Consider the following 25,420-nt stretch of genomic DNA (forward strand, 5'->3'; position numbering starts at 1 on the left):
GCCCGGCATGCAGATCAACAAGCTGACCGTGCGCGGCTTCCTCGGCGCGCGCGACATCGAGCTGGCCATGCCCGAGCGGGTGCAGCTGATCGCCGGCCGCAACGGCGCCGGCAAGTCGAGCATCCGCGACGCGATCGCGCTGGCGCTGACGGCCGACCTGGGTCGCGTGGGCCTGAAGAAGGAGGCCGCGCAGCTGGTGCACGCCGGCGCCGATCACGCTTTGTGCGAGGTGGTCGACGGCGACGGCGTCGCGTGGCACGTCACCATCACCGCCGGCGGCAAGATCGCCGACGGCCAGAAGGGCCGCGAGCCCGACCCGGTGCTGCCCTACGTGCTGGGCGGCCAGCGTCTGGCCGGCATGTCGTCGACCGACCGGCGCGCGTTCCTGTTCGGCCTGGCCGGCATCCGCGCCGACAGCGCGACCGTGCGGGCCAGCCTGATCGCCAGCGGCTGCGACGCTGCCCGCGTGGATCGCGTGCTGCCCCTGCTGCGCTCGGGCTTCCCGGCTGCGGCCGAGGAAGCCAAGACCCAAGCCACGGCCGCCAAGGGCGCATGGCGCGAGCTGACCGGCGAGAACTTCGGCGGCGAGAAGGCCAAGACCTGGAAGGCGCCATCGCCGGCCGTCGACCGCGCGGAGATCGATGCTGCTGCGCAGCGGGTCGCCGACATGCGGGCCCGCCTCGGTGAGCTGCAGCAGCAGCTGGGCGCGGCCGCCGCGCAGAACGACGGCCGGCAGCAGCTGGCCGCGTCGATCGCGCGGCTGGAGGAGGCGGCCGGCCTGCTGGCCCGGCGCGCCGCGAAGCTGTCCGGTGACCGCGAGCTGCTGGCCAGCCAGCGCGCTGAGCTGGCGCGCCTGGAGGATGCCGCCGGCATCGCGCCGCGGGCCGGCCTGGTGCACGACCTGGCGCGCTCGCTGAACGCGCTCTACGTGCTGGGCGGCGTCGATCACGACAGCGTCGTCGGCCGCGAGGCATCGCGCACCCTGCAGGCCTATGTCGCGGAGCATGGTGCGGTCAACGCTGGCGCCAGCGGTGACGCCGAAGCCAGCGCCGCCGTGCCCGCCAAGCGGCAGGCCGTCGAGATGATGGAGCGCGCCGTCGCCGCCAGCCAGCGCGACGCCGACGCATCGACGTCCGCCCGCGACCAGCTGACGGCCCGCCGCGCTGAGCTGGCCGCCTACACCACCATCGACGACGCCCAGCTGCGCGCCGACCTGGCCGACCTGCAGTCGCAGAGCCTGGCGGCCGAGCGTGTGCGCGACCGGCTGCAGGCCCAGGCCGCGGCAGCCACCAGCGCCGACCAAACCACCGCCAAGGCCGCCGCGGCGCACGCCGCCGTCGAGAGCTGGACGGCCATCGCCGACCGGCTCGGCCCGGACGGCATCCCGGCCGAGATGCTGGCCCAGGCGCTGGGCCCGATCCGCGAGCGCCTGGCGCAGTCGGCCAACCCGGTGACAGCGATCCGCACCATGACCGAGGTCGCGCGCGCCCGCAGCCTGACGGACAGCGAGGTCCGACGGATCAAGGTCGGCGCGCTCCGCGGCGACGACGGCCGGCGCAACCGCAGCGGTCTCACGACAGCCGCCGCGATCGAGCTGGCCATGCTGACCGCGGCCGACGTGTCGGTGCTGCTGGACCTGCGGATCCGGCGCGACCCGGCGCAGCCGGATGCGCCGCACGTCTGCGCCGACGGACTGATGCTGCGCCGGACGAAGACGACGACGAGCCGGCCGGTGCTGGTCGAGTGGACACCGCGGCTGCGCGCCGTGGTCAAGCGCCTGCAGGGGGTGAAGCGGGGCCTGCACGCCTACCTGTTCGAAAGCGTCGACCGGACGCCGCTGACCTATGAGGCGCTGGCCGCCGCGTGGCAGCGCGCGGTGCGCCGCTCCGGTGTGGCGCCGTGCATGTTCCGCGACCTGCGGGCCAAGGCGGCCACGGACAAAGCCGCAGCCGAGGGCATCGAGGCCGCGCGCGAGATGCTGGACCACACGACGCAGGGGCAGACGGCCGACTACATCAGGCGCCGATCTACCGTGCGAACTAAGGCGACGAAGTGACCGAGGTTAGAAGACCCCGGAAAAGTTAGAAGCCGCTGCAGCCTCTGAACTGCGCTAAGTCGTTGATTTATATGGTCGGGGTGAGATGATTCGAACATCCGACCCTCTGCTCCCAAAGCAGATGCGCTACCAGACTGCGCTACACCCCGACGGTCCGACCGGCTGCGCTTGCCGCCGATCGAGCCTGCCATTCTAGCCGGGTATTTCAGTTCCCGGGCGCCTGCGGCAACACGACGATGCCATCGGCATCCGCGCACAGCCATTCGCCGGGCCGGACCGTGACGCCCTGGATGCGCACCGGGACGTCGATCTGGCCGGCGATCCGTCGCTCGGTCGGCAGGGGCATCGGTGCCAGCGCACACAGGCCGACATCGGCCGCGGCCAGTTCCGCCACGTCGCGCACGCAGCCGTCCACGACCACGCCAGCCCAGCCGTTGCGGGCCGCTGCGGCCGCGATGTTGCCGCCGACCAGCGCCCGGCGCAGCGAGCCGCCGCCGTCGACCACCAGCACCCGGCCCAGGCCCGGGCCTTCCAGCAAGGCCTTGACCGAGGTGTTGTCCTCGTGGCATCGCACGGTGACCACCGGACCGGCAAACGCGGTGCGACCGCCGAAATGGCGGAAGACCGGCGGCAGCACACGCAGGGCATCGCCCTGCTCGGCGCGGTCCTTCAGGCGGTCACAGATGTCGCAGGTGGGCTCGTGGGACGGGTTTTCGGTGCGCATGGTGGTGATCAGCATCGTGGAATCGGGACTCGGCGGGACCGGCGATGCGGGCACGTCGTGCATGGCCGGCACCGGCGCGGCCACCGGACCGCCAGTGTGGCCCACCCGGCCTGACGGCAGGCTGGCTGTGGCATCCCGCGACAGCGTCGTTCCGTCCTGAGCCGCTGCGGCTGTACCGCAGGGCAGCACCGGATCGGTCCGGGCCCACGGGGCCGCCGCCGCGCATCAGTCCTCGTCCAGATTGCCGCGCATGCGCGCCAGCGCCTGCAGCAGGGCCGCGCGCTCGGCGGCGCTGAATCCGCGCACGGCGCGCGCGGCCAGGGCCCGGCGGCGTTGCTGCAGGGCCGCATGATGCCGGGCCGCGTCACCGCTGAGGTAGAGCCGGACCTGGCGGCGGTCCTGCGCATCGGTCTCGGCGCGCAACAGCCCCCGATCGCGCAAGGCCGCGACCAGGCGGGCGATCTGGGCCTTGTCGCGGCCCGCGTGCTCGGCCAGCTCCCGCTGGGTGGCGCCCGGATGGCGGGCGAAGAAGCCCAGCGTCTTGCCTTCCATCGGGGTCAGGCCGCCCTCGTCCGCCGAGGTCCGCAGGTCGGCGTGCAGGCGGGCGCGCAGGGCGTGCATCAGGCCGTGGACCGCATCGAAGACGTCCGCGTCCTCGCCGGACGCCGCGGACGCCGCGGACGCCGCGGGCGTGGCGGGCGTGGCGGGCATGACCGGCACGCCCGCGACGGTGGGCGCCGCGTCCCCGGAGTCGGTGGCCACCGCCGTCGGGATCGCCCCCCCGGGCGCACCCGATTGGTTGACATGGTCAATTTTCTTGCGCATCATGGATGACATTATCAACCAACAAGGCCACGGCCATCGCGCCGCCCTTCGCTGACCATGCTGTCCTCGCTCCTCGGTCGCAGCCGCGTGCAACGGGTGCGCCACGAACTCCGGCGCCGCACGCTGCGCGTCATCCGCCGTGAAACGCCCAGCCCGGGCTTCGTCTGCCTGACCTTCGCGGACGCCTCCCTGCACGACTTCCGCTCCGACGGCTTCGACGACCACGTCAAGCTGCTGCTGCCGCAGCCCGACGGCAGCCTGGTCAAGCGCGACTACACGCCCCGCGCCTTCGACACCGTCGCCGGCACGCTGACGATCGAATTCGCGCTGCATGCCCACGGCCCGGCCAGCGACTGGGCCCGTCAGGCCGATGTCGGCACCGTGGCCGAGATCGGCGGGCCGCGCGGCTCGATGCTGATTCCCGCCGACGACGACTGGCAGCTGCTGATCGGCGACGCCAGCGCCCTGCCCGCCATCCTCAGGCGCCTGGAGGAGCTGCCCGCCGGCCGTCGGGTGCAGGCCTTCGTGCGGCTGGACGACGCGGCCGACGCCCGCGCGGTCAGCAGCCCGGCCGACGCCCGGGTGCACTGGCTGCACGACGATGCGGCCTTGCTGGCGGCCCTGCGCGCCCATGGCAAGCCCGCGGGCAGCCACTTCGTGTGGGCCGCCGGCGAACACCGTCTGATGGCCCAGGTGCGTGAGCTGCTGGCCGGCGAGCTGGGCATCGACAGCGCCGACCTCAAGGTCTCGAGCTACTGGAAGCGCGGCGTCAGCGACTTCAACGAGCACTGAGCGCGGCCAACGGCACCTCGCGCCGCGGCGCCCAGCCGCCGCCCAGCACCTTGAACAGCGTCACCCGGTTGGCCAGCTCGGCCTGCCGCAGCGTGACCAGCGCCTGCTGCGCCGTCTGCAGGCTGCGCTCGGCCTCCAGCTGCAGCAGCGGGCTGTCGGCGCCGGCCTCGACCCGCGCCCGGGTCAGTTCAAGGGCCCTCTGATAACGCGTCACCAGCGTCTGCTGGGCCTGCAGACGGGGCGCCAGCGTCGCGCGCACGGCCAGCGCGTCAGCCACCTCGCGGAAGGCGGTCTGCACCGTCTTCTCGTAGCTGGCCAGCTGCAGCTCGGCGGCGAGCTCGCCGGCACGCAGCGTCGCGCGGGCCGCGCCACCATCGAAGATCGGCAGCTTGACCGTGGGCGCGAAGCTCCAGGCCCCGCCACGGAACAGCTCACCCAGGCTGCGGCTGGCGGTGCCGGCCGAGGCGGTCAGGCTGATGCTGGGCCACAGCGCGGCACGTGCCGCGGCGATGTCGGCATGGGCCGCGCGCAGCTGGAACTCGGCCGCCTGCACGTCGGGCCGACGCAGCAGCAGGCTGGACGGCAGGTCCGCCGGCAGGCTGGCCAGCAGCAGCGGCGCGTCCTGCGGCCCGTCCGTGCCCGGCAGCAGGGCCTCGGGCACCGGCGCGCCGGCCAGCAGGTCGAGCGCGTTGCGGGCCTGCTGCAGCGTGGTGTCCCAGGCCGCCAGATCGCGGCGCGCGGTCTCCACCGCCACCTCGGTGCTGACCAGCGCCAGCGGGCTGTCGGCGCCGAGCACCACCCGCTGACGGCCACGCGCCAGCGTCTGCTGCTGGCTGTCGAGCGTGCGCTGCGCCAGCGCCCGGCCCTGCTGGGCCGCGCCCACGTTCAGCCAGGCGGTGCACAGATCAGCCACCAGGGTCAGGCGCGTGGTGCGCTGGGTCTGGGCGCTGGCCAGCCAGGTCTGCAGCGCGCTGTCGCGCAGGCTGGCCAGGCGGCCGAAGAAGTCCAGCTCCCAGGCCGAGACACCGAGCGCCGCGCTGAAGGTCCGGGCATGGCTGACCTGGCCCGAGGTGTTGGCCTCGGCCGGCGTGCGCGCGCTGCTCAGGCCGGTGCTGGCGCTGATGACCGGCCAGGCATTGGCCTCGGTCACGCCGAGCGTGGCCCGCGCCTTGGCCAGCGTCAGCGCGCTGACGCGCAGGTCGCGGCTGTCGGCCATCGCCCGGGTCAGCACCGCGTGCAGGCGGGCATCGCGGACCAGCGCGGGCCAGTCCATGGCGATGTCGGCCTCGGCTTCGGTGTCGGCCGCACTCGCCGCCGGCACCGCCAGGCCGGCCTCCACGGGCGTGGCGCCCGCGTCCGCTGCGGTGGTCTGCAGCGCGCGCCACTGCGCCGGCACGGCGGATGCGATGACGGCCGCCGGGCCCGCCGGTGGCGCCGGTGTGCGGACCGGGCCCGGGCCCGGACTGGCGCAGGCCGACAGCAGCAGCGCGCCGGCAATCCCCAGCGCCACCGGCCAGCGGGCGGCACACGGCGGCTGCAGGGCGGGCCACGGCCGTGCCGCCGCGGGGTCCAGGAACGGGGTCGACGGCTCGGCCGTCTGGGCATCGGACATCGGGCCTCTCCGGGCGATCGACGGCTGCGGCGTGCGGGCCGCCACCACGGGGGATTTCATCGGTGCGGCACGCATCACAGGCCCTCCGTGCGGCCGTCCAGCGGCGCGGCGGCCACCGGATGGGCACCGGCGGGCGCACCGCCGGAGCGCGCGGCCCGCCGCGCCGCGCGGCGCTCGACCCAGCCGCGCACCAGCACGAAGAACACCGGCACGAACAGCACGCCCAGCACCGTGGCGCTCAGCATGCCGCCGAGCACGCCGGTGCCGATCGCGCGCTGGCTGCCGGCGCCCGCGCCACGGGCCAGCGCCAGCGGCAGGACGCCGAAGATGAAGGCCAGGGAGGTCATCAGGATCGGCCGCAGACGCTGGCGCAGCGCCTGCAGCGTGGCCTCCACCAGATCCAGGCCCTGCTGGCGCAGGCTCTGCGCGAACTCCACGATCAGGATCGCGTTCTTGGCCGCCAGGCCGACGGTGGTCAGCAGGCCGACCTGGAAGTACACGTCGTTGTTGAGCCCGGCCAGCGTGCTCAGGCCGAGCGCACCGATGACGCCCAGCGGCACCACCAGCATCACCGACAGCGGGATCGACCAGCTCTCGTAGAGCGCGGCCAGGCACAGGAAGACGAACATTACCGACAGCGCGTAGAGCGCCGGCGCCTGCGAGCCCGACAGCCGCTCCTGCCAGCTCTGGCCGGCCCATTCGATGCCGAAGCCCTCGGGCAGCGTGGCGGCCAGCGCCTCCATCACCGCCATCGCACGGCCCGAGCTGACGCCCTTGGCCGCCTCGCCGACGATCTCGAAGGCGCCGAAGCCGTTGTAGCGCTCCAGCTTGGGCGCGCCGGCCGTCCAGGCCACGCGGGCGAAGGCCGAGAACGGCACCATCTCGCCACTGCCGTTGCGCACCTGCCAGGCCATGATGGCCTCGGGCGCCATGCGCCAGGGCGCGTCGCCCTGCAGGTAGACCTTCTTGACCCGGCCCTGGTCGATGAAGTCGTTGACGTAGCTGCCGCCGAGGGCCACCGACAGCGTGCTGTTGACGTCCGAGGTCGACAGCCCCAGCGCGCCGGCCTTGCGGTCGTCGATCTCGATGCCGAGTTGAGGGGCATCGTCGAGGCCGCTGAAGCGCACCTGGGCCAGTTCGGGCCGCTGCTGGGCGGCGCTGATCAGCGCGTCACGGGCCTGCACCAGCGCGGCATGGCCGGCACCGGCACGGTCCTGCAGCTGCAGCGTGAAGCCGCCGGACGAGCCCAGACCGCGGATGGTCGGCGGCGCCATCACGAACACGCGCGCATCGCGCAGCCTGGCCAGCTCCTGGTTGGCGCGGCGGGCGATGTCGGCCGCGGCCTGGCCCGGGCCGCCGCGCTGGCTCCAGTCGTTCAGGCGGATGAAGGCGCGGCCGGTGGCCTGGTCGCCGCCCAGGCCGCTGATCATCGTGTAGCCGGCCACGTCGCTCTGGCGCGACAGCCACTGCTCGAACAGCTGCTGCGAGCGCTGCAGCCGCTCGGCCGTCGCGCCCGAGGGCAGGCGCACCTCGGCCATCAGCACGCCCTGGTCCTCCTCGGGCAGGAAGCTGGTGGGCATGCCCCGGTAGAGGGCCACGGTGGCCGCCACCAGCAGCGCATAGACCAGCATCGTGCGTGCCGCACGGCGCACCAGCACGCCCCCCAGCCGCACCGTGCCCTCGGTGCCGCGCGCGAAGCCGCGGTTGAAGCCACCGAAGAAACGCCCGACCCAGCCGGCATGGGCGGCATGGGTGGCGCCCGGCGGCAGGCCGCGCAGCACGGTCGCGCACAGCGCGGGCGTCAGCGTCAGCGCGGCCAGCACCGACAGCAGCATGGCCGAGACCACGGTGATCGAGAACTGGCGGTAGATGACGCCGGTCGAGCCGTCGAAGAAGGCCATCGGCACGAAGACGGCCGACAGCACCAGCGCGATGCCCACCAGCGCGCCGGTGATCTCGCGCATCGATTCGCGCGTGGCCTCGCGCGGGCCCAGGCCCCGTTCGGCCATCACCCGCTCGACGTTCTCGACCACCACGATCGCGTCGTCGACCAGCAGGCCGATGGCCAGCACCATGCCGAACAGCGTCAGGCTGTTGATCGAGTAGCCGAAGGCCGCCAGCACGCCGAAGGTGCCCAGCAGCACCACCGGCACGGTGATGGCCGGGATCAGCGTCGCGCGCCAGCTCTGCAGGAACACGTACATGATCAGCACGACGAGGGCCACCGCCTCCAGCAGCGTCTTGACCACCTCCTCGATCGACAGGCGCACGAAGGGCGTGGTGTCGTAGCTGAGCACCGGCTCCAGCTGGTACGGGAAGCCCGGCCGCAGCTCGGCGAACTTCGCCTTCACCGCCTCGGCCACCTGCACCGCATTGCCGCCGGCGGCCAGCCGCACGCCGAGCGAGGCCGCCGGACGGCCCTTGTAGCGGGCGTTGATGGTGTAGCTCTCGCCGCCGAGCTCGACGCGGGCGACGTCCGACAGCCGCACCTGCGAGCCGTCGCTGGCGGTCTTGAGCACGATGTCGCGGAACTGCTGCGGGCTCTGCAGCTTGCTGCGCGCGGTGATGGTGACGTTGAGCTGCTGGCCCGGCACCGCCGGCAGACCGGCGACCTGGCCGGCCGAGACCTGCGCGTTCTGCGCCGTGATCGCGCCGCTGATGTCCGACGGCATCAGCGCGCGAGCGGCCAGCTTGACCGGATCCAGCCAGATGCGCATCGCGTGGCCGGTGCCCAGCGTCTGCACCTCACCGACACCGTCGATGCGGCTGATGACGTCGGCGAGGCTGGAATTGATGTAGTCGCCGATCTGGATGCCGGTGACCGCGTCGTCGGGCGAGACCAGCGACATGATGAGCAGGAAGTCGGTGCCGGTCTTGGTCACCGTCACGCCCTGGCTCTGCACCGCCTGCGGCAGCTGGGTCATCGCCTGCTGCAGCTTGTTCTGCACCTGCATCTGGGCGATGTCGGCATTGGTGCCGGAGACGAAGCTCAGCGTCACGTTGGCGCTGCCGGCCGAGGTGCTGCCGGAGGACATGGCCAGCAGCCCGTCCAGGCCCTTCATGCGCTGCTCGATGACCTGGGTGACCGAGTCCTCGACCGTCTTGGCCGAGGCGCCGGTGTAGGTCGCGTTGATCGTGATGCGCGGCGGCGCGATGTCGGGATACTGCTCCAGCGGCAGGCGCCAGACGGCCAGTGCGCCGGCCAGCATGACCAGGATGGCCAGCACCCAGGCGAACACCGGCCGGTCGATGAAGAAACGTGCCATGTCAGGCGCCTCCGCCCAGGACCGGACGGCCCTTGACTGCCACCGGATCGACCGGCCAGACCTGCACCACCTCACCCGGCTTGACCTTCTGCGAGCCTTCGACGATCACCTGCTCGCCCGGCTGCACGCCGGCCAGCACCAGCACCCGGTCGTCGACCACGCGGCCCAGCTGCAGCGTGCGCCGCACCACCGTGCCGCCGGCCTCGACCACCAGGGCCGAGCCGCCCGCGCCCTGCCGGCGCACCGCCTGCTGCGGCAGCAGCAGCGCGTCGGGGATCTCGGCCGTCTGCACCCGGGCCCGCACGTACATGCCCGGCATCAGCACCCCTTGCGGGTTGGGAAAGCGCGCCCGCAGCGTGACGCCACCGGTGGTGGTGTTGACCGCCACGCCGGAGAAGCCGAGCTGGCCGGTCTGGCCGTAGACCGTGCCGTCCTCCAGCTGCAGGCGCACCGGCGCACGGGCCTCGCCGCGGGCCAGATCCTGGCCTCGGCCGGCCGCTTCGCGGCGCAGCTGCAGCAGCTCGGTGGCCGACTGGCTGACGTCGACCAGCACCGGGTCGAGCTGGCGCACCGTCGTCAGCGCCGTGGTCTGGGCGGCCGAGACCAGCGCGCCCACGCGCACCGTCGACAGATCGGCCACGCCATCGATCGGCGAGACCACGCTGGCGCGCTGCAGGTTCAGCCGCGCGGTGTCGACCGCCGCGCGGGCGGCGGCCAGATCGGCCTCGGCCTGGCGCAGCGTGATGCGGGCGTCCTGCAGCAGCTGGGCGCTGGTGGCCTCGGCCTTGAACAGATCGGCCTGGCGCTGGGCGTTGAGCTTCGCCGCCTCGGTCGCGGCCTCGGCGCGCTGGGCCGCGGCCTGGGCGCTGGCCAGCGCGGCACGGTAGCTGGCCGGATCGATCTCGTAGAGCACCTGGCCGGCGCGCACCCGCGCGCCCTCGGCGAAGCGCACGGCCTGGATCACGCCGGCGACCTGGGGCCGGATCTCGGCCACCTCGGCAGCGGCCACGCGGCCGTTCAGTTCGGTTGTCAGCTGCAGGGACTCGGTGCGGGCGGTGACCACGCCGACGCCCTTGCGCCCGCCCGCCGGGCTGGCCGTGCCGGCAGGCGCCGCGGCCTGCGCCGGGCCGGCGGCGGATGCCGACGAAGCCCCCGCCAGGCCCGGACCTGGCGTCGTGCCACCATCGGCACCGCAGGCCGCCAGCAGCGCGGTCGCCGCCAGGGCGAGCAGGCCGGCGGACCGGGCGGCGCCCCTCCCCTCGGCCCGCCGCACCGGCGGAGGACGGTCCCGCGACGCGGATGGAACGGACAGGAGGGACAAGGACGGATCGGACATGCGGCAGGACTCAGAACGTCGAGGTGCCGCGATGCTCGGCAGCAAATGTGCAGCAACTGGGGAGAACCCGCTGTCATGCCCCCGTCATCGGCGCTCCGTACTGTTGCTGGCTCGTGAAGCGGCGGCCCGCAGGCCGCTGCATGTCCTCCTACAGACGTCGTCCACCATGTCCCTGCAGTCCTCCTCCTTCGCGCGCACGGCCTTCGCCCATCGGCTGCGTCCGCTGTGCGCCAGCCTGCTGCTGGCCGCCGGCCTGGGCACCCTGGCGCCGGCCCAGGCGCAGACCGTCAGCAACGCCCGTTTCGTCAACGGCCTGACGCTGTCGGGCGCGATGACCGACCTCAGCGGCCAGGGCACGTTCGACGCCCGCGTCGGCTATTTCTCCGACCTGTACTACGACGCCGGCCGCAACGAGTGGTGGGGCCTGTCGGACCGCGGCCCCGGCGGCGGCACGCTGGACTACGCGACCCGCCTGCAGCGCTTCACGCTCGACGTGGACCGCTCGACCGGCGCCATCAGCAACTTCCAGATCGTGCAGACGGTGCTGTTCACCGATGCCGGCCAGGCGCTCAACGGCAAGGCGCCGTCGGTGGCCTCGGTGCTGGGCCGCAGCTTCGATCCCGAGGGGCTGGTGGTCAACCCGGTCAACGGCCACTTCCTGGTCTCCGACGAATACGGCCCCTCGGTCCGCGAGTTCGACCGCAACGGCCAGCTGCTGCGCACCTACGCGACGCCGGCCAATCTGGTGCCGACGACGGCGGCCGGCGTCGACCACAACGCCGCGGCCACCGCGCTGGTCTCCGGCCGCGAGGGCAACCGCGGCCTGGAAGGCCTGGCCATCAGCCCGGACGGCCGCTACGCCTACGCGATGCTGCAGGACGGCACCGTCGTCGACGGCCAGCTCAACGCCGCCGGCACCTCGCTGACGCGCAGCCTCTACACCCGCATCGTCAAGTACGACACCACCACCGGCGAGGCGGTCGGCCAGTACGCGTACAAGCTGGACCGCAACGGCCAGGGTCAGGGCATCTCGGCCATCGTCGCCCTCGGCAACGAGCGCTTCATGGTGCTGGAGCGCAACAACCGCGGCGTGGGCGTCGGCGCCGAGCTGGCCACGGCCGACAAGAGCGTCTACACGATCGACCTGAGCGGTGCCACCGACGTCAGCGCGATCGAGCTGCCGACCAGCGGCGCCCTGCCCTCGGGCGTGGTGGCCGTGAGCAAGGAAGCCAAGGTGATCGACCTGGACGCCGCCACGCTGGCCGCGCTCGGCAACCGCTCGCCCGAGAAGTGGGAAGGTCTGGCCGTCGGCCCGCGGCTGGACAACGGCCAGTACCTGATCCTGGCCGGCACCGACAACGACTACAGCGTGACGCAGAACGGCACCGGCACGCAGTTCGACGTCTGGTTCGACTTCAGCCAGGCCGATCCGTATGCCGCCTCCATCCAGTGCCCGGTCGGCCAGACGGTGGGCTGCACGCTGACCGCCAGCGGCGCCTCGACCGCGCTCGACACCCAGCACTACAGCCTGCTGCCGGGCGTGCTGCACGCCTATGCGGCCGATGTCAGCGGTTACGTGGCGCCGGTGCCCGAGCCCTCGACCTGGGCGCTGATGGCCGGCGGCCTGGGCCTGGTCGGCTGGCGCGCCCGCCGCCGGGGCTGAGGCGCCGGGCCGTTGCGCCGGGCCGGGCCGGGCTCAGCTCGGCAGCACGGCACGGCGCAGGGCGGCGGCCACGGCGTGGCCTATGCTCACGCCCCCGCCCGCCGCCTGCCGCCCCCGACCCGTGCCGCGCTTCATCCACACCGCCGACATCCACCTCGACAGCCCGCTGCGCGGCCTGTCCGCCTACCAGGACGCCCCGGCCGAGCGCCTGCGCGGCGCCAGCCGCGAGGCCTTCAGCGCGCTGGTGACGCGGGCCATCGACGAGCGGGTCGACTTCATCGTCATCGCCGGCGACCTCTACGACGGTGACTGGCCCGACTTCAACACCGGCCTGTACTTCTGCGCCGAGATGGGCCGGCTGCAGCGCGCCGGCATCCCGGCCTTCGTGCTCCACGGCAACCACGATGCCGAGAGCCAGATGACGCGCGCGCTGCGCCTGCCCGACAACGTGCGGGTCTTCGCCGCCAACGCCTGCCAGACCCACGTCATCGAGCCGCTGCGCGTGGCGCTGCACGGCCGCAGCTTCCGCCAGGCCGCCACCACCGACAACCTGGTGACCGGCTATGCGGCGCCGCTGCGCGACCACGTCAACATCGGCGTGCTGCACACCGCGCTCGAAGGCCATGCCGAGCACCCCCGCTACGCGCCCTGCACCCTGGCCGAGCTGCAGGCCAAGGGCTACGAGTACTGGGCGCTCGGCCATGTGCACGAGCACGCGCTGTGGCCGGGCCCGAGCACCATCTGCTTTCCCGGCAACCTGCAGGGCCGCAGCGTGCGCGAGTGCGGGCCGCGCGGCGCCGTGCTGGTCGAGATCGACGGCCCCGGCGCCCAGGCCCGGGTCGAGCGCCTGACGATCGATGTGCTGCGCTGGGAGCACCTCAGGCTCGACGTCAGCGGCTGCGCCGATCTGGCCGCCGTCGGTCTCGCCAGCGGCCGCGCGCTGGGCCGGCTGCTCGATGTCGACGGCCAGGTGCCGCGGGCCGTGCGCCTGACGCTGCACGGCCGCACCGCGGCCCACGGCGCGCTGTTCGCCCGCGCCACCGAGCTGCGCGCGCAGGTGCTGGCCGAGATCGCCGCCATCGGCCCCGAGCGGCTGTGGCTGGAGAAGCTGCGGCTGGAGACACAGCCCGACCAGGGCCCGGCCACCGACGACGGCCCGCTGGGCGCCGACGCGCTGGCCGATCTGGCCGCCCTGCTGCAGGAGGCGCGCGACGACGCGGTCCTGCGCGAGGCCCTGCGCACCGACTTCGCCCAGCTGCTGGGCAAGGCGCCCGATCTGGCCACCGAGCTGCCGCTGCTGCGCCAGGTGCGCGATGGCGAGCTCGACGCCGTGTTCGACCAGGTGCTGCCGGGGCTGATCGCCCGCCTGGCGAGCGCGGCCTGAAGGAGCCCGCGATGCGATTCGATCACCTGGAACTGATCCGCTTCGGCAAGTTCACCGACCAGCGGCTGGACCTGCCCGCGGCGCCGCAGGATTTCCACCTCGTCGTCGGCCCCAACGAGGCCGGCAAGTCCACGCTGCGCCGCGCGGTGGCCGAGCTGCTGTTCGGCATGCCCCTGCGCAGCGACATGGACTTCCTGCACCCGCTGGCCGAGCTGCGCCTGGGCGCGCAGATCACGTCGGAGGCCGGCACGCTGGCCGTGCAACGGGCCCGCGGCCGCAAGCCACTGCGCCGCGCCGCCGACGACACCCCGCTGCCCGACGACGCGCTGCGGCCGCACCTGGGTGCGGCCACCGAGCTGCTGTACCGGCGCATGTTCTGCCTCGACCTGAACGGCCTGATCGAGGGCGGACGCAGCATCCTCGATGCCGCTGACGATGTCGGTCAGCTGCTGTTCCAGTCGGCCGCGGGTCTGGGCGGCCTGGGCACGCTGCGCGACGCGCTGGCGGCCGAGGCCGATGCGCTGTACGCGCCGCGCAAGTCCGGCAGCCGCGCCTTCTACGCGGCCCTCGATCTGCATGACGGCGCGCGGCAGAGCCTGCGCGCGGCCACCGTCAACACCCGCGCCTGGAGCGCGGCGGCGGCCGAGGTCACACGGCTGGAGGCCGAGCTGGCCCAGGCCGGCACGCACTGGCAGCAGCTGAGCGCCCAACGCGTGACGCTGGAGCGGGTGCGCCGCGTCGCCCCGCGCCTGGCACAGTGGCAGGCCGCGGTCGAGGCACGGGCCGCGCTGGAAGCTGAGCCCGAGCTGCGCACGCTGCCGGCCGATGCCGCCCACCGCCTGGACGAAGCCGAACGGGCCCTGGCCCACCAGCGCGCCGCCCACACCCTGCACGAGCGGGCCGTGGTCGAAGGCCGCGTCCGCCTGGAGGGGCTGAACCCCGAGGCCGCGGTGCTGGCGCAGGCCGCCGCCATCGAGACCCTGGCCGTCCAGCTGCCGACCGCCCTGCGCCAGCAGCGCGAGCTCGAACGCTGCGCCGACGAGCTGCAGAGCCTGCTGCAGGCGCTGCAGTCCGGTGCCCAGGCGCTCGGCTGGCCGGGCGACGAGGCGCGGCTGCGCGCCGTGCTGCCCGCCGCCGCCCAGCTCAAGGCGCTGGAGCAGCTGCAACGCCAGGCCGCCACGCTGCGCCAGTCCCGCCACACCGCGCAGATGGCGCTGCAGCGGGCGCAGCAGCAGTGCGAGCGGCTGGACGAGGCCGTGCGGCCGGCCGCCACCCAGAGCCTGCCCGCAGCCGATCTGGCCGCCGCCCTGCAGGACGCCCAGAGCCTGCGCAGCGGCGTGCTGCGCCGCCGCCAGCAGAGCGCCGCGCTCACCCAGGCCGGCCTGCGGCTGCAGGCGGCGTGGGTGGCGCTCGGCCCGGCAGCGCCGGTCGGCCCGCACGGGGCGGCCGTCACGGCCGTCACGGCAGAGATCGGGGCGGCCAGCGAGACCGGCGTCACCGGCGACACCCGCGACACCCGCGACACCTGCAACACCACCGAGGCCCGGGACGCCGCCGCCCTCGACCGCCTGGCCGCCTTGACGCCCCCCAGCGACGAGCACCTGAACGCCCTCAAGGCCGAGCGCGCCGAGCGCCTGGCCGCCCGCCACAGCGCCGAGCGCGAGGCCGACGAGGCCGCTGAACGTGCCCGGCGGGCGGCGCTGGCCCTGGCGCAGTCGAGTGCCGGCAGCGCCGTCATCACGGCCACCGACGTGCGCGCGGCGCGCGGCCAGCGCGACGGCCTGTGGGCCGGCCTGCGCGACGGCGCCCGGCCGCTGGCCGAGGTGGCCGTGCCGCTGGAGCAGGCCATCGGCCGCGCCGACGAGCTGGCCGACCGCCAGCAGGCCCAGGCCACCGAGGCCGCCCAGCTGCAGAGCCTGCGCGACGCCGCCGCGCGCGAGCAGGCACAGGCCGAGTCCGCCCAGGCGCGCCACACCGCCGCGCAGCAGGCGCTGGAGGCCGTCGAGGCCCGCTGGGCGCAGCGGCGCGCGGCCTGCGGCCTGCCCGACCTGGCGCTGCTGGACGCCGCCGACTGGCTGGCCGCCCGCCGCGAGGTGCTGGCCGCCGCGTCCGCGCTGCAGGCCGCCCGCGCCGACCAGGCCGCCGAGCAGCAGGCGATCGTCACCACCGCGCAGCGCCTGCAGCAGGCACTGGCGGACAGTGGCGTGCCGCCGGCCGCCGACGCGCCGCCGCGGAAGGCCGGCATGGCCACACCCGCTGCTGCCGCCGCCGCCACGCCCGATCTGGCCGAACTCTGCGCCGCCGCCGAGGCCTGCCTGCAGCAGCACCAGGCCGCGCTGGCCGGTGCCGCCGCCCACCAGCGCCAGTGGGCCGATGCCCAGGCCGAGCTGGCCCAGGCCACGCTGCAGGCCGCGGCCACCGACGAGGCGCTGCGCGACTGGCAGACACGCTGGCAGGCCGCCGTCAGCGCCGCCGGCCTGGACGAGGCCTGGCACGGCCCCGAGGCCGCGGAAGCCGCCATCGAGCAGGCCCGGGCGCTGCACGCGCGCTGCGACGAGATCGACACCCTGCGCACCCGCCGCATGCGCACGCTGCAGCAGGACATCGCGGCCTGCATCGCGCTGGCCGACGACCTGAGGGGCCCGCTGCCCGGCACGGCGGCGCACGCCCACGCCCACGCCCACGCCCCGGCCCGGCCAGCCTCGCCAGCCCCCGCCGCGACGCCACACGACCCGGCCGACGACCACCTGCGCCTGCAGGCCGCCCGCCAGCGGGCTGATGCCGCCCAGCAGGCCCTGCAGCAGGCCCGGCGCCTGCAGCAGGCGCGCGACCATGCGCTCGACGAGCTGGCCCGCCACGCGCAGGCGCTGGAGGCCGCCACACTCGCCATCGCCGCCACCGAGGCCACGCTGCAGGCCCTGTTCGAGCAGGCCGGCACCCGTGATCTGGCCGTGCTGCGCCAGCGCATCGAGGCCAGCGACCGCCTGCGCACGCTGCAGACCGAGGTCACCGCCCAGCAGCACGGCCTGCTGGAGGCCGGCGACGGGCTGGATCTGGCCGCCCTGCAGGCCGAAGCCCGGGCCCACCCGGCCAGCGGCCTGAAGCCCGCGCTGGAGGCCATCGACCAGGCGCTGGCCGAGGCCGTCGAGCAGCGCGGCCGGCTGAGCGCCGCGCTGGCCCAGGCCCGGGCCGAACTGGCGCGCACCGAGGGCGGTGACGCCGCCGCGCTGGCCGAAGGCCGGCGTCTGGAGGCCCTGGCCCAGATGGGCGAGGCGGCCGAGCGCTACATCCACGTGGCCACCGCCTCGCGCCTGCTGCGCTGGGCGATCGACCGCTACCGCGAGCGCCGCCAGGGCCCCTTGCTGGCGCGCGCCAGCACGCTGTTCACGCAGCTCACGCTCGGCCGCCACGCCCGCCTGGCCACCGACGTCGAGCAGCAGCCGCCGCGCCTGCTGGCCGTGCGCGACAGCGGCGAGCGCGTCGGCGTCGAGGGCCTGAGCGAGGGCACGCGCGACCAGCTCTTCCTGGCCCTGCGCCTGGCCGCGCTCGAGCTGCAGATCGCCAGCGACCGCCCGCTGCCCTTCATCGCCGACGACCTGTTCGTCAACTTCCACGACGCCCGCTCACGCGCCGGCCTGGCCGTGCTGGGCGAGCTCTCGCGCCGCACCCAGGTCATCTTCCTGACCCACCACGAGCACCTGATCGACGTCGCCCGCGAGGCGGTCGGTGCGGCGATCAACGTGGTGCGGCTGGAGTCGCGCTGAGGGCGACCGTGGCCGGCCCTGGCCCGTGAAGGCTCAGGCTCAGAGCAGCACGATGTCGTACTGCTCGGGGCTGAAGCTGGGCTCGCTGCTCATCGAGATCGGCTTGCCGATGAAGTCCGACAGGCCGGCCAGGTGCTGGCTTTCCTCGTCGAGCAGCATCTCGACCACCGCCGCGCTGGCCACCACGCGGAACTCGCGCGGGTTGAACTGGCGCGCCTCGCGCAGGATCTCGCGCAGGATGTCGTAGCAGACGCTGCGCGCGGTCTTGACCTGGCCGCGCCCTTCGCAGATCGGGCAGGGCTGGCACAGCATGTGGGCCAGGCTCTCGCGCGTGCGCTTGCGCGTCATCTCGACCAGACCCAGCTGGGTGAAGCCGCTGACGGTGACCTTGGTGCGGTCGCGGCTGAGCTGCTTGCGCAGCTCGGCCAGCACGGCCTGCTGGTGGTCCTCGCGCAGCATGTCGATGAAGTCGAGGATGATGATGCCGCCCAGGTTGCGCAGACGCAGCTGGCGGGCCATGGCCCCGGCGGCTTCCAGATTGGTCTTGAAGATCGTGTCGTCGAAATTGCGTGCACCGACGAAGCCGCCGGTGTTGACGTCGATCGTCGTCAGCGCCTCGGTCTGGTCGATGATCAGGTAGCCGCCGCTCTTGAGCTCGACGCGGCGCGCCAGCGCACGGGCGATCTCCTCCTCGACGTTGTAGAGGTCGAAGATCGGGCGCTCGCCCTTGTAGAGCTCCAGCTTGGCCGCTGAACCCGGCGTGTAGGCCTCGCCGAAGGCCTTCAGCGCATCGTGCTGCAGCTTGGAGTCGATGCGGATGACGTGGGTGGCGTCATTGGCCAGATCGCGCAGCACGCGCTGGGTCAGGTTCAGGTCCTGATGCAGCAGCGTGCCGGCGGGCTGGGCAGTGCCGCGCTGCTTGATCGTGGCCCAGGTCTTGCGCAGGTAGGCGATGTCGTCGCCGAGGTCCTCGTCGCTGGCATCCTCGGCATTGGTGCGCAGGATGAAGCCGCCGGTGGGGCTGCCGTCGGTGGTGGCCGTCAGGGCCTGCATGCGGGCGCGCAGCTGCTCGCGCTGCTCGTGCGAGCCGATCTTCTGGCTGATGCCGAGGTGGTTGTCCTGCGGCAGGAAGACCAGCATGCGGCCGGCCACCGAGATCTGCGTCGACAGGCGGGCGCCCTTGGTGCCGATCGGATCCTTGATGACCTGCACCATCAGCGTCTGGCCCTCGAAGACCTGGCGCTCGATGGGCACCGGCGCGTTGGTGTCGCCCCGGTGATGGTGGTGCGGACCGTGGCCGGTGTGCAGATCGGCCACGTGCAGGAAGGCCGCCCGCTCCAGGCCGATCTCGATGAAGGCGCTCTGCATGCCCGGCAGCACGCGGGCCACCTTGCCGAGGTAGACGTTGCCGACCAGCCCGCGCTCGAGCGTGCGCTCGATGTGCAGCTCCTGGACGGCGCCGTTCTCGATCAGCGCGACGCGGGTCTCCTGCGGAGACCAGTTGATCAGGATGTCGTGCATGCGGTGCTCGTCGCCCGGGTGCGGCCCGGGCGGGTCAGGGTGTCGGGATCGGATGCGGGCCGGTGGCCGGCGTGCGGCGCCGGCTCCGCAGGTGGCGCGGCAGGCTCAGACCGTCAGCCCGGCTTGTCTCAGCAGTCCGGCCGTTTCGAACAGGGGCAGGCCCATGATACCGGTGTAGCTGCCGTCGATCCGGGCGATGCGCCCGGCCAACGCGCCCTGGATGGCATAGGCACCCGCCTTGCCGAAGGGCTCGCCGCCGGCGATGTAGCGGGCGATCACGGCCGGCGCCAGCGTGTCCATCCAGACCCGTGAATCGCTCAGCGCGGCCGCCTGGCGCCGGCCCCAGCCGAGCGCCACCGCGGTGTGGACACGGTGGGCGCGGCCTGACAGACCGCCCAGCATCCGGGCAGCGTCCTCGCCATCGGCCGGCTTGCCCAGGATGCGCCGGCCCAGCGCGACGGTGGTGTCGGCGCACAGCACCGGCGCGGCCGGAAGACCTCGGCGCTTCAGGCGCCGCAGCGCGGCCTTCAGCTTGAGCGCGGTCACCCGCTGCACATAGTCGCGCGGGGCCTCGCCGGGCAGCACGTCCTCCAGCGCCTCGGCGTCCTCGTCCGCGTCGGGCAACAGCAGTTCGTGGCGCACGCCCAGCTGGTCGAGCAGCTGACGGCGACGCGGGCTCTGGGAGGCGAGGTAGATGAAGTCGGCGGCCATGGGCGGCGATGGTAACGGTGCGCAGGCCTTGCGCCAGCCGGGCCTGGTGGACATGCCGGACCAGCCGCCCCGACCCGGCCGCGTGACGCCGCGCGACCGCAGGCCGCACGGCGCGCACCTCACTCCCGATGGTAGGGATGGCCGACGCTGACGCTCCAGGCGCGGTAGAGCGCCTCGGCCAGCAGCACGCGCACGAAGGCATGCGGCAGCGTCAGGTCCGACAGCCGCCAGGTCTCGTCCGCCGTGGCCTTGAGGGCCGGATCCAGTCCGTCCGGGCCACCGACGAGGAAGACCACGTCACGGCCATCGTGCTGCCAGGCCTGCAGGCGCTCGGCGAGCGCGACCGTGGTGTGACGGGTGCCGCGCTCGTCGAGCACGACGCGGCGCGCGCCCTTGGGACAGGCCGCCTCCAGACGCTGGGCCTCGGCGGCCATCATCTGCGCGGCGGTCTTGCCGGTGGTGCGCGGCTCGGCCTTGACGGCCTTGAGCTCCAGCCGCAGATCCGGCGGAAAGCGCTTGGCGAAGTCCTCGTAGGCGGTCTCGGTCCAGGCCGGCTGGCGCTGGCCGACCGCGGCCAGACAGAGCTTCATCGGCCGGCGGCCACGGAGGGCATCCCGGTCGCCGCGGAGGGCACGCCACATGCCAGCCGGACGACCGCCAGCCGGACGACCGCCGACCACCGAGACCGCAGGCCCGCCGGCGGCCGCAGCCGCCCGCCCGTGTCACGACGGTCCACCCGGCGACGCCCACCGCACGGCAGCGGCCGCTGGCGCAGCAGCATGGCTCAGCCCGCCTTGGCGGACTTGCGGGCCGCGGCCTTCTTGGCCGGCGCCTTCTTGGCCGGCACTTTCGTGGCGGCCGGCTTGCCGGCGGCAGCGGCCTTGGGGGCTGCGGCCTTCGGAGCGGCCTTCGGGGCCACGGCCTTCGGCGCGACGACCGCCTTGGGCGCAGCGGCGACGCTGCGGCTGACGGCCTTCTTGGCGGCAACCGGCTTGGCCACGGGCTTGGCCAGGGGCTTGGCCAGGGGCTTGGTGGCCGTCTTGCGTGCCGGCGCGGCAGGCGCCGCGGCGGTCGCGGTGCGGCGGGCCGGGGCCTTGTCGACCGGTGCGGCGGCGGCCTTCGGTGCTGCCTTGGGGACCGGCTTGGCCGTGGTCTTCTTCGCCGGCTTGTTGACGACCAGCTTCTCGGTGGCCACCGGCATGGCGCCGCGCGCGGTCTTGCGGGCGACCTTCTTGGCCGCCGGTGCCTTCTTCGCGGCCGGGGCCGGAGCGGCCGCGGTCTTGCGGGCCGGCTTGCGCGCCGGAGCCGCCTTCTTCACCGGCTCGTCCACCGCCTCGACGGCGACCTTGGCCGCCCGGGCCTTCTTCGGCGCGGCCTTCTTCGCGGCGGCCGGCACCTCGTCGTCCGGGCCCTCGGAGGCCTTGACCAGACCCTTGCGGCGGGCGGGCGCCGTCTTCAGCTTGACCGCCTTCTCGCCCCAGATCTCCTCGAGGCGGTAGTAGTCGCGGATGCCCGGCTGCATGATGTGGACGACGGCCGAGCCGCAGTCGACGATGATCCACTCGCCGTTGTCCTGGCCCTCGGTGGCCAGGATCTCGCCGCCGGCGGACTTCACCGCGTCGCGCACGCTGGCCGCCAGCGCCTTGGTCTGGCGGTTGCTGGTGCCGGAGGCGACGATCACGCGCTCGAACAGCGGTGAGAGGTGCTCGGTGTCGAAGACCTGGATGTTCTGGGCCTTGACGTCTTCAAGGCCATCGACGATGGCCTGTTGGAGGGTGCGGATGTCCATTCAGCGGGTGCCTGGGCTGTCGTTGTCGGAAGGATCCCGGTACAAGCCGTGGCGGGCAATATAGCCTGCCACCGCAGGGCCGACCAGCGCATCGACCGCCTGGCCTGCGGCCAGACGGCGACGGATGTCGCGGGCGGCGATGTCCAGCCGCGGCAGCGGCAGCACATGCACTCGGGAGGGGTCATGGTGGCCCGGTCGCTCGGCCAGCGCAGCCGGCGCACAGGGCATCTTGCCCTCGCGCGCGGCCACGGCCAGCCTCACCAGTTCCAGCAGCTCGGGCCAGCGCTGCCAGGTGTCGATGCGGCCGTACTGGTCCTGGCCGATGATCAGGAAGAGCTCGACCGCGCGGCCCGCGGCAGCGGCCTCGGCGCGCAGTTCGAGCACGGTGTCGATGGTGTAGCTCGGGCCCTGGCGCTGCAGTTCGCGCGGGTCGATGCCTTCGGCGCCGGCGCCCGGCGCCTCGTCGAGCAGCGCCTGCAGCATGGCCAGGCGGTGCGCGGGCGCGGCCAGGCGCTGGCCGGCCTTCTGCCAGGGCTGGCCGGCGGGCAGCCAGCGCAGTTCGTCCAGCGCCAGCGCCTGCTGCGCCAGCCGGCCGAGCGCGCGGTGCGCCAGATGCGGCGGATCGAAGCTGCCGCCGAGCAGGCCGATGCGGCGCACGGCGCCGTCGGCGGACCGGAGATCCGCAGGCTGACTCACGTGCCCTCGTCGGCCCACGCGCGCGGGCGCAGGAAATCGGTGTAGAGGCGCGCCTCGGGCGTGCCCGCCTCGGGCTGCCAGTCGTAGCGCCAGGTGACGAGCGGCGGCATCGACATCAGGATGCTCTCGGTACGGCCGCCCGACTGCAGGCCGAACAGCGTGCCGCGGTCGAACACCAGGTTGAACTCGACATAGCGGCCGCGGCGGTAGGCCTGGAAGTCGCGCTCGCGCTCGCCGTAGGGCGTGTCGCGGCGGCGCTCGACGATCGGCAGATAGGCCGGCACGAAGGCATCGCCGACGGCGCGCAGCAGCGCGAAGCTGCGCTCGAAGCCGCCCTCTTCGGCCGGCAGGCAGAAGTCGTCGAAGAAGATGCCGCCGATGCCGCGCGGCTCGGCGCGGTGCTTGAGGAAGAAGTAGTCGTCGCACCAGCGCTTGAAGCGCGGATGCAGCTCGGCACCGGCGGCCGGCTCGAAGGGGGCCAGCGCGTCGCGGCAGGTCCGGTGGAAATGCACCGCGTCGGCCTCGACGCCGTAATAAGGCGTCAGGTCCATGCCGCCGCCGAACCACACCACCGGATCGCGTCCGGCCGGCAGCGCGGCGAACATGCGCACGTTCATGTGCACGGTGGGCACGTGCGGGTTGCGCGGGTGCAGCACCAGGCTGACGCCCATGGCCTCGAAGGGCGCGCCCGCCAGCTCGGGCCGGTGGGCGGTGGCGCTCGGCGGCATGGCCGCACCACGCACATGGCTGAAGTTGCAGCCGCCGCGCTCGAACAGGCCGCCCTGCTCGATCAGCCGCGTGCGGCCGTCGCCCTGCAGCCGCTCGCCGTCCGGACGCGTCCAGGCGTCGGTCAGGAAGGGCTGACCGTCGGCGGCTTCGAGCGCGGCGATGATGCGGTCCTGCAGACCGAGCAGATAGGAGCGGACGGGCTGGAAATCCATGGCGTGGACAGCGCGGTGGCGCGCACGGTGACAGGAAGGCCGGAAACGGCGACGGCCGCGCACACGGCGCGGCCGTCGGCCGGGCGGCCGTCACGGCCGGCCCGGCGGGCGTGGACGACGGGCCGATCAGCCCTTCTTCGGCGCCATCGCGCGATGGCCGATGTCGTTGCGGAACTGCGCGCCGTCGAACTGGATGCCGCGCAACACGTCATAGGCGGCCTGCGCCGCCAGCTTGGTCGAATCGCCGAGCGCCGTCACGCACAGCACGCGGCCGCCGGTCACGCGCACGCTGCCATCGGCCTCCTGCGCGGTGCCGGCATGGAAGACGACGGTGTCGGCCGTGCCGCGGGCATCCGCCGGCAGGCCGGTGATCACGTCACCCTTGCGCGGGTCCATCGGATAGCCGGCCGCGGCCATGACCACGCCCAGCGCCACGCGCCGGTCCCAGTCCAGCTCGACCTGGTCGAGCGTGCCGTCGGTGCCGTGCATCAGCACGTCGACCAGGTCGCTCTTCAGGCGCATCAGGATGGGCTGGGTCTCGGGGTCCCCCATGCGGGTGTTGAACTCCAGCGTCTTCGGCCGGCCCTGGCCGTCGATCATCAGGCCGGCGTACAGGAAACCGGTGAACGGGATGCCGTCCTTGGCCATGCCCTGCACGGTGGGCAGGATGATCTCGCGCATCGCGCGGGCGTGGACGTCGGGCGTGACCACCGGCGCCGGGCTGTAGGCGCCCATGCCGCCGGTGTTCGGGCCCTGGTCGCCGTCCTTCAGCCGCTTGTGGTCCTGGCTGGAGGCCAGGGCCAGCACGTGCTTGCCGTCGACCAGCACGATGAAGCTGGCTTCCTCGCCGGCGAGGAACTCCTCGATGACGACGCGGGCGCCGCCGGCGTTGTGCTGCACGCCGAGGGTGTTGTCGACCAGCATGAAGTCGACCGCCTCATGGGCTTCCTGCAGCGTCATCGCCACCACCACGCCCTTGCCCGCCGCCAGGCCGTCGGCCTTGATGACGATGGGCGCGCCCAGCTGGTCCACGTAGGCGTGGGCGGCGGCCGGGTCGGTGAAGGTGTCGTAGGCCGCGGTCGGGATGCCGTGGCGCTTCATGAAGTCCTTGGCGAAGGCCTTGGACGACTCCAGCTGCGCGGCGGCCTTGGTCGGGCCGAAGATGCGCAGACCGCGGGCACGGAAGATGTCGACCACGCCCTGCGACAGCGGGGCCTCGGGGCCGACCACCGTCAGGCCGACCTTCTCGGCCGCGGCGAAGTCCGCCAGCGCCGACGGGTCGGTGATCGGCACGTTCTTCAGGCGCGTGTCGCGGGCCGTGCCGCCGTTGCCCGGCGCCACGAAGACCTGCTGCACCTTGGGACTCGCGGCCAGCTTCCAGGCCAGGGCATGTTCGCGGCCGCCCGAGCCGATCACCAGGACCTTCATGCTGCGTCGATCTCCGCGTTGTGGAACACCGCCTGGGTGTCGTCGAGGTCTTCCAGCACGTCCAGCAGCTTCTGCATGCGCTGGGCGTCGTCACCGGTCAACGCGATGGCGTTGTCGGCACGCATCGTGACCTCGGCCATCTCGGGCTTCAGGCCCGCGGCGTCCAGCGCCTGCTGCACCGCCTCGAAGACGGCCGGCGCACACAGCACCTCGAAGGAGCCGTCTTCGTGGGTGACCACGTCGTCGGCGCCGGCCTCCAGGGCCACCTCCATCAACCGGTCCTCGCCGACGCCGGGGGCGTGGAAGAACTGGCCGACGTGCTTGAACTGGAAGGCCACCGAGCCTTCGGTGCCCAGGTTGCCGCCGTACTTGCTGAAGGCGTGACGCACCTCGGCCACCGTGCGCACCCGGTTGTCGGTCATGCAGTCGACGATGACCGCCGCGCCGCCGATGCCGTAGCCCTCGTAGCGGATTTCCTCGTAGGTCACGCCGTCGAGGTTGCCGGTGGCCTTGTCGACGTTGCGCTTGATGTTGTCGGCCGGCATGTTGGCCGCCTTGGCCTTGTCGATGGCCAGACGCAGGCGCGGGTTCATCGCGATGTCGCCACCGCCCTGGCGGGCGGAGACGATGATTTCGCGGGTCAGGCGCGTCCAGATCTTGCCGCGCTTCTCATCCTGGCGACCCTTGCGGTGCTGGATGTTGGCCCATTTGGAATGTCCGGCCATGGGGGTCCTCTCGTCGGCCGCGGGCGCAGGACGCGCCACGGCTTGCAGTGTTCAGCAAACCCGCGATTCTAGGCGGCCCGCGGCCGATCGCCGGCCGGCCCCCCCTCGGCTGCCGCCGGAGCCCCTGTCGCGGCCGCCTAAACTCCGCCCCATGGGCCTGCGGCCGCCCCGGGCGGCCGGCCCGCAT

At 73.6% G+C, this 25,420-nt stretch carries 18 protein-coding genes and 1 tRNA gene; 5 read left to right on the top strand and 14 right to left on the bottom strand.

Annotation, left to right across the window (positions count from 1 at the left end):
• Positions 1-7 precede the first annotated feature (7 nt).
• Positions 8-2,056 carry an AAA family ATPase gene (locus AACH11_RS03525; RefSeq protein ID WP_341372813.1) on the top strand — a complete coding sequence of 683 codons (2,049 nt, stop codon included), beginning with the start codon at positions 8-10 and terminating at the stop codon, positions 2,054-2,056.
• A gap of 72 nt (positions 2,057-2,128) precedes the next feature.
• Here AACH11_RS03525 and AACH11_RS03530 read toward each other — a convergent pair.
• From AACH11_RS03530 to AACH11_RS03540, 3 genes are all read right to left on the bottom strand, one after another.
• Positions 2,129-2,205, bottom strand: a tRNA-Pro gene (locus AACH11_RS03530).
• 56 nt (positions 2,206-2,261) lie between these two features.
• A complete protein-coding gene (rraA, locus tag AACH11_RS03535; protein WP_341372814.1) occupies positions 2,262-2,795 on the bottom strand; it encodes a ribonuclease E activity regulator RraA in 534 nt (177 codons plus the stop codon).
• Between the two features lie 210 nt (positions 2,796-3,005).
• Entirely contained in the window at positions 3,006-3,608 is a 603-nt protein-coding gene (locus AACH11_RS03540; protein WP_341372815.1) for a MarR family winged helix-turn-helix transcriptional regulator, read from the bottom strand.
• Positions 3,609-3,662: 54 nt separating this feature from the next.
• On the opposite strand from AACH11_RS03540, the gene AACH11_RS03545 reads away from it, so the two are divergent.
• Positions 3,663-4,397, top strand: a complete 735-nt coding sequence (locus AACH11_RS03545; RefSeq protein WP_341372816.1) for a siderophore-interacting protein — start codon at positions 3,663-3,665, stop codon at positions 4,395-4,397.
• On the opposite strand, the gene AACH11_RS03550 is transcribed toward AACH11_RS03545, so the two are convergent.
• The 3 genes from AACH11_RS03550 to AACH11_RS03560 all read right to left on the bottom strand — a co-directional run bounded on the left by AACH11_RS03550 (position 4,384) and on the right by AACH11_RS03560 (position 10,611).
• Positions 4,384-6,009, bottom strand: a complete 1,626-nt coding sequence (locus AACH11_RS03550; RefSeq protein ID WP_341372817.1) for an efflux transporter outer membrane subunit — start codon at positions 6,007-6,009, stop codon at positions 4,384-4,386. The two genes, AACH11_RS03545 and AACH11_RS03550, sit on opposite strands and share 14 nt — an antisense overlap.
• Before the next feature lie 74 nt (positions 6,010-6,083).
• Positions 6,084-9,275: an efflux RND transporter permease subunit gene (locus AACH11_RS03555; protein ID WP_341372818.1), complete on the bottom strand. Its 3,192-nt coding sequence runs from the start codon at positions 9,273-9,275 to the stop codon at positions 6,084-6,086.
• 1 nt (position 9,276) lies between these two features.
• A complete protein-coding gene (locus tag AACH11_RS03560) occupies positions 9,277-10,611 on the bottom strand; it encodes an efflux RND transporter periplasmic adaptor subunit (RefSeq protein ID WP_341372819.1) in 1,335 nt (444 codons plus the stop codon).
• A gap of 166 nt (positions 10,612-10,777) precedes the next feature.
• Here AACH11_RS03560 and AACH11_RS03565 point away from each other — a divergent pair, with 166 nt between their 5' ends.
• The 3 genes from AACH11_RS03565 to AACH11_RS03575 all read left to right on the top strand — a co-directional run bounded on the left by AACH11_RS03565 (position 10,778) and on the right by AACH11_RS03575 (position 17,422).
• Positions 10,778-12,274: an esterase-like activity of phytase family protein gene (locus AACH11_RS03565; protein ID WP_341372820.1), complete on the top strand. Its 1,497-nt coding sequence runs from the start codon at positions 10,778-10,780 to the stop codon at positions 12,272-12,274.
• 121 nt (positions 12,275-12,395) lie between these two features.
• The gene (locus tag AACH11_RS03570; protein ID WP_341372821.1) at positions 12,396-13,658 is read left to right on the top strand and encodes a metallophosphoesterase family protein; all 1,263 of its coding nucleotides are present in this window, start codon (positions 12,396-12,398) and stop codon (positions 13,656-13,658) included.
• An 11-nt stretch (positions 13,659-13,669) separates the two neighbouring features.
• Positions 13,670-17,422, top strand: coding sequence for an ATP-binding protein (locus AACH11_RS03575; RefSeq protein WP_341372822.1), 3,753 nt, complete (start codon positions 13,670-13,672; stop codon positions 17,420-17,422).
• Between the two features lie 39 nt (positions 17,423-17,461).
• Here the strand turns inward: AACH11_RS03575 and rng are convergent, their stop codons facing one another.
• The 8 genes from rng to AACH11_RS03615 all read right to left on the bottom strand — a co-directional run bounded on the left by rng (position 17,462) and on the right by AACH11_RS03615 (position 25,233).
• The gene (gene rng, locus AACH11_RS03580; RefSeq protein WP_341372823.1) at positions 17,462-18,943 is read right to left on the bottom strand and encodes a ribonuclease G; all 1,482 of its coding nucleotides are present in this window, start codon (positions 18,941-18,943) and stop codon (positions 17,462-17,464) included.
• Between the two features lie 105 nt (positions 18,944-19,048).
• Entirely contained in the window at positions 19,049-19,654 is a 606-nt protein-coding gene (locus AACH11_RS03585) for a Maf family protein (RefSeq protein WP_341372824.1), read from the bottom strand.
• A gap of 119 nt (positions 19,655-19,773) precedes the next feature.
• Complete coding sequence (rlmH, locus tag AACH11_RS03590; protein WP_341372825.1) at positions 19,774-20,244, bottom strand: 23S rRNA (pseudouridine(1915)-N(3))-methyltransferase RlmH; 471 nt, start codon at positions 20,242-20,244, stop codon at positions 19,774-19,776.
• Positions 20,245-20,438: 194 nt separating this feature from the next.
• Positions 20,439-21,443, bottom strand: a complete 1,005-nt coding sequence (rsfS, locus tag AACH11_RS03595; RefSeq protein ID WP_341372826.1) for a ribosome silencing factor — start codon at positions 21,441-21,443, stop codon at positions 20,439-20,441.
• Positions 21,444-22,139 (bottom strand): nicotinate (nicotinamide) nucleotide adenylyltransferase, encoded by a 696-nt coding sequence (gene nadD, locus AACH11_RS03600; protein WP_341372827.1) that lies wholly within the window; start codon positions 22,137-22,139, stop codon positions 21,444-21,446.
• On the bottom strand, positions 22,136-23,080 hold the full coding sequence (gene hemF / locus AACH11_RS03605) for an oxygen-dependent coproporphyrinogen oxidase (protein WP_341372828.1): 945 nt from the start codon (positions 23,078-23,080) through the stop codon (positions 22,136-22,138). Before hemF ends, nadD begins: the two co-directional genes overlap by 4 nt.
• 126 nt (positions 23,081-23,206) lie before the next feature.
• The gene (purD, locus tag AACH11_RS03610) at positions 23,207-24,508 is read right to left on the bottom strand and encodes a phosphoribosylamine--glycine ligase (protein WP_341372829.1); all 1,302 of its coding nucleotides are present in this window, start codon (positions 24,506-24,508) and stop codon (positions 23,207-23,209) included.
• Positions 24,505-25,233: a YebC/PmpR family DNA-binding transcriptional regulator gene (locus AACH11_RS03615; protein ID WP_341372830.1), complete on the bottom strand. Its 729-nt coding sequence runs from the start codon at positions 25,231-25,233 to the stop codon at positions 24,505-24,507. Before AACH11_RS03615 ends, purD begins: the two co-directional genes overlap by 4 nt.
• Positions 25,234-25,420 lie beyond the last annotated feature (187 nt).

Source organism: Pseudaquabacterium rugosum (assembly GCF_038066575.1).
GTDB lineage: Bacteria > Pseudomonadota > Gammaproteobacteria > Burkholderiales > Burkholderiaceae_C > Pseudaquabacterium > Pseudaquabacterium rugosum.

Bases quoted from the DNA above. Each gene is read 5' to 3' on its own strand.
- AACH11_RS03525 (WP_341372813.1), top strand. From the start codon at position 8: ATGCAGATCAACAAGCTGACCGTGCGCGGCTTCCTCGGCGCGCGCGAC.
- rraA (WP_341372814.1), bottom strand. From the start codon at position 2,795: ATGCTGATCACCACCATGCGCACCGAAAACCCGTCCCACGAGCCCACC.
- AACH11_RS03540 (WP_341372815.1), bottom strand. From the start codon at position 3,608: ATGATGCGCAAGAAAATTGACCATGTCAACCAATCGGGTGCGCCCGGG.
- AACH11_RS03545 (WP_341372816.1), top strand. From the start codon at position 3,663: ATGCTGTCCTCGCTCCTCGGTCGCAGCCGCGTGCAACGGGTGCGCCAC.
- AACH11_RS03550 (WP_341372817.1), bottom strand. From the start codon at position 6,009: ATGTCCGATGCCCAGACGGCCGAGCCGTCGACCCCGTTCCTGGACCCC.
- AACH11_RS03555 (WP_341372818.1), bottom strand. From the start codon at position 9,275: ATGGCACGTTTCTTCATCGACCGGCCGGTGTTCGCCTGGGTGCTGGCC.
- AACH11_RS03560 (WP_341372819.1), bottom strand. From the start codon at position 10,611: ATGTCCGATCCGTCCTTGTCCCTCCTGTCCGTTCCATCCGCGTCGCGG.
- AACH11_RS03565 (WP_341372820.1), top strand. From the start codon at position 10,778: ATGTCCCTGCAGTCCTCCTCCTTCGCGCGCACGGCCTTCGCCCATCGG.
- AACH11_RS03575 (WP_341372822.1), top strand. From the start codon at position 13,670: ATGCGATTCGATCACCTGGAACTGATCCGCTTCGGCAAGTTCACCGAC.
- rng (WP_341372823.1), bottom strand. From the start codon at position 18,943: ATGCACGACATCCTGATCAACTGGTCTCCGCAGGAGACCCGCGTCGCG.
- AACH11_RS03585 (WP_341372824.1), bottom strand. From the start codon at position 19,654: ATGGCCGCCGACTTCATCTACCTCGCCTCCCAGAGCCCGCGTCGCCGT.
- rlmH (WP_341372825.1), bottom strand. From the start codon at position 20,244: ATGAAGCTCTGTCTGGCCGCGGTCGGCCAGCGCCAGCCGGCCTGGACC.
- rsfS (WP_341372826.1), bottom strand. From the start codon at position 21,443: ATGGACATCCGCACCCTCCAACAGGCCATCGTCGATGGCCTTGAAGAC.
- hemF (WP_341372828.1), bottom strand. From the start codon at position 23,080: ATGGATTTCCAGCCCGTCCGCTCCTATCTGCTCGGTCTGCAGGACCGC.
- purD (WP_341372829.1), bottom strand. From the start codon at position 24,508: ATGAAGGTCCTGGTGATCGGCTCGGGCGGCCGCGAACATGCCCTGGCC.
- AACH11_RS03615 (WP_341372830.1), bottom strand. From the start codon at position 25,233: ATGGCCGGACATTCCAAATGGGCCAACATCCAGCACCGCAAGGGTCGC.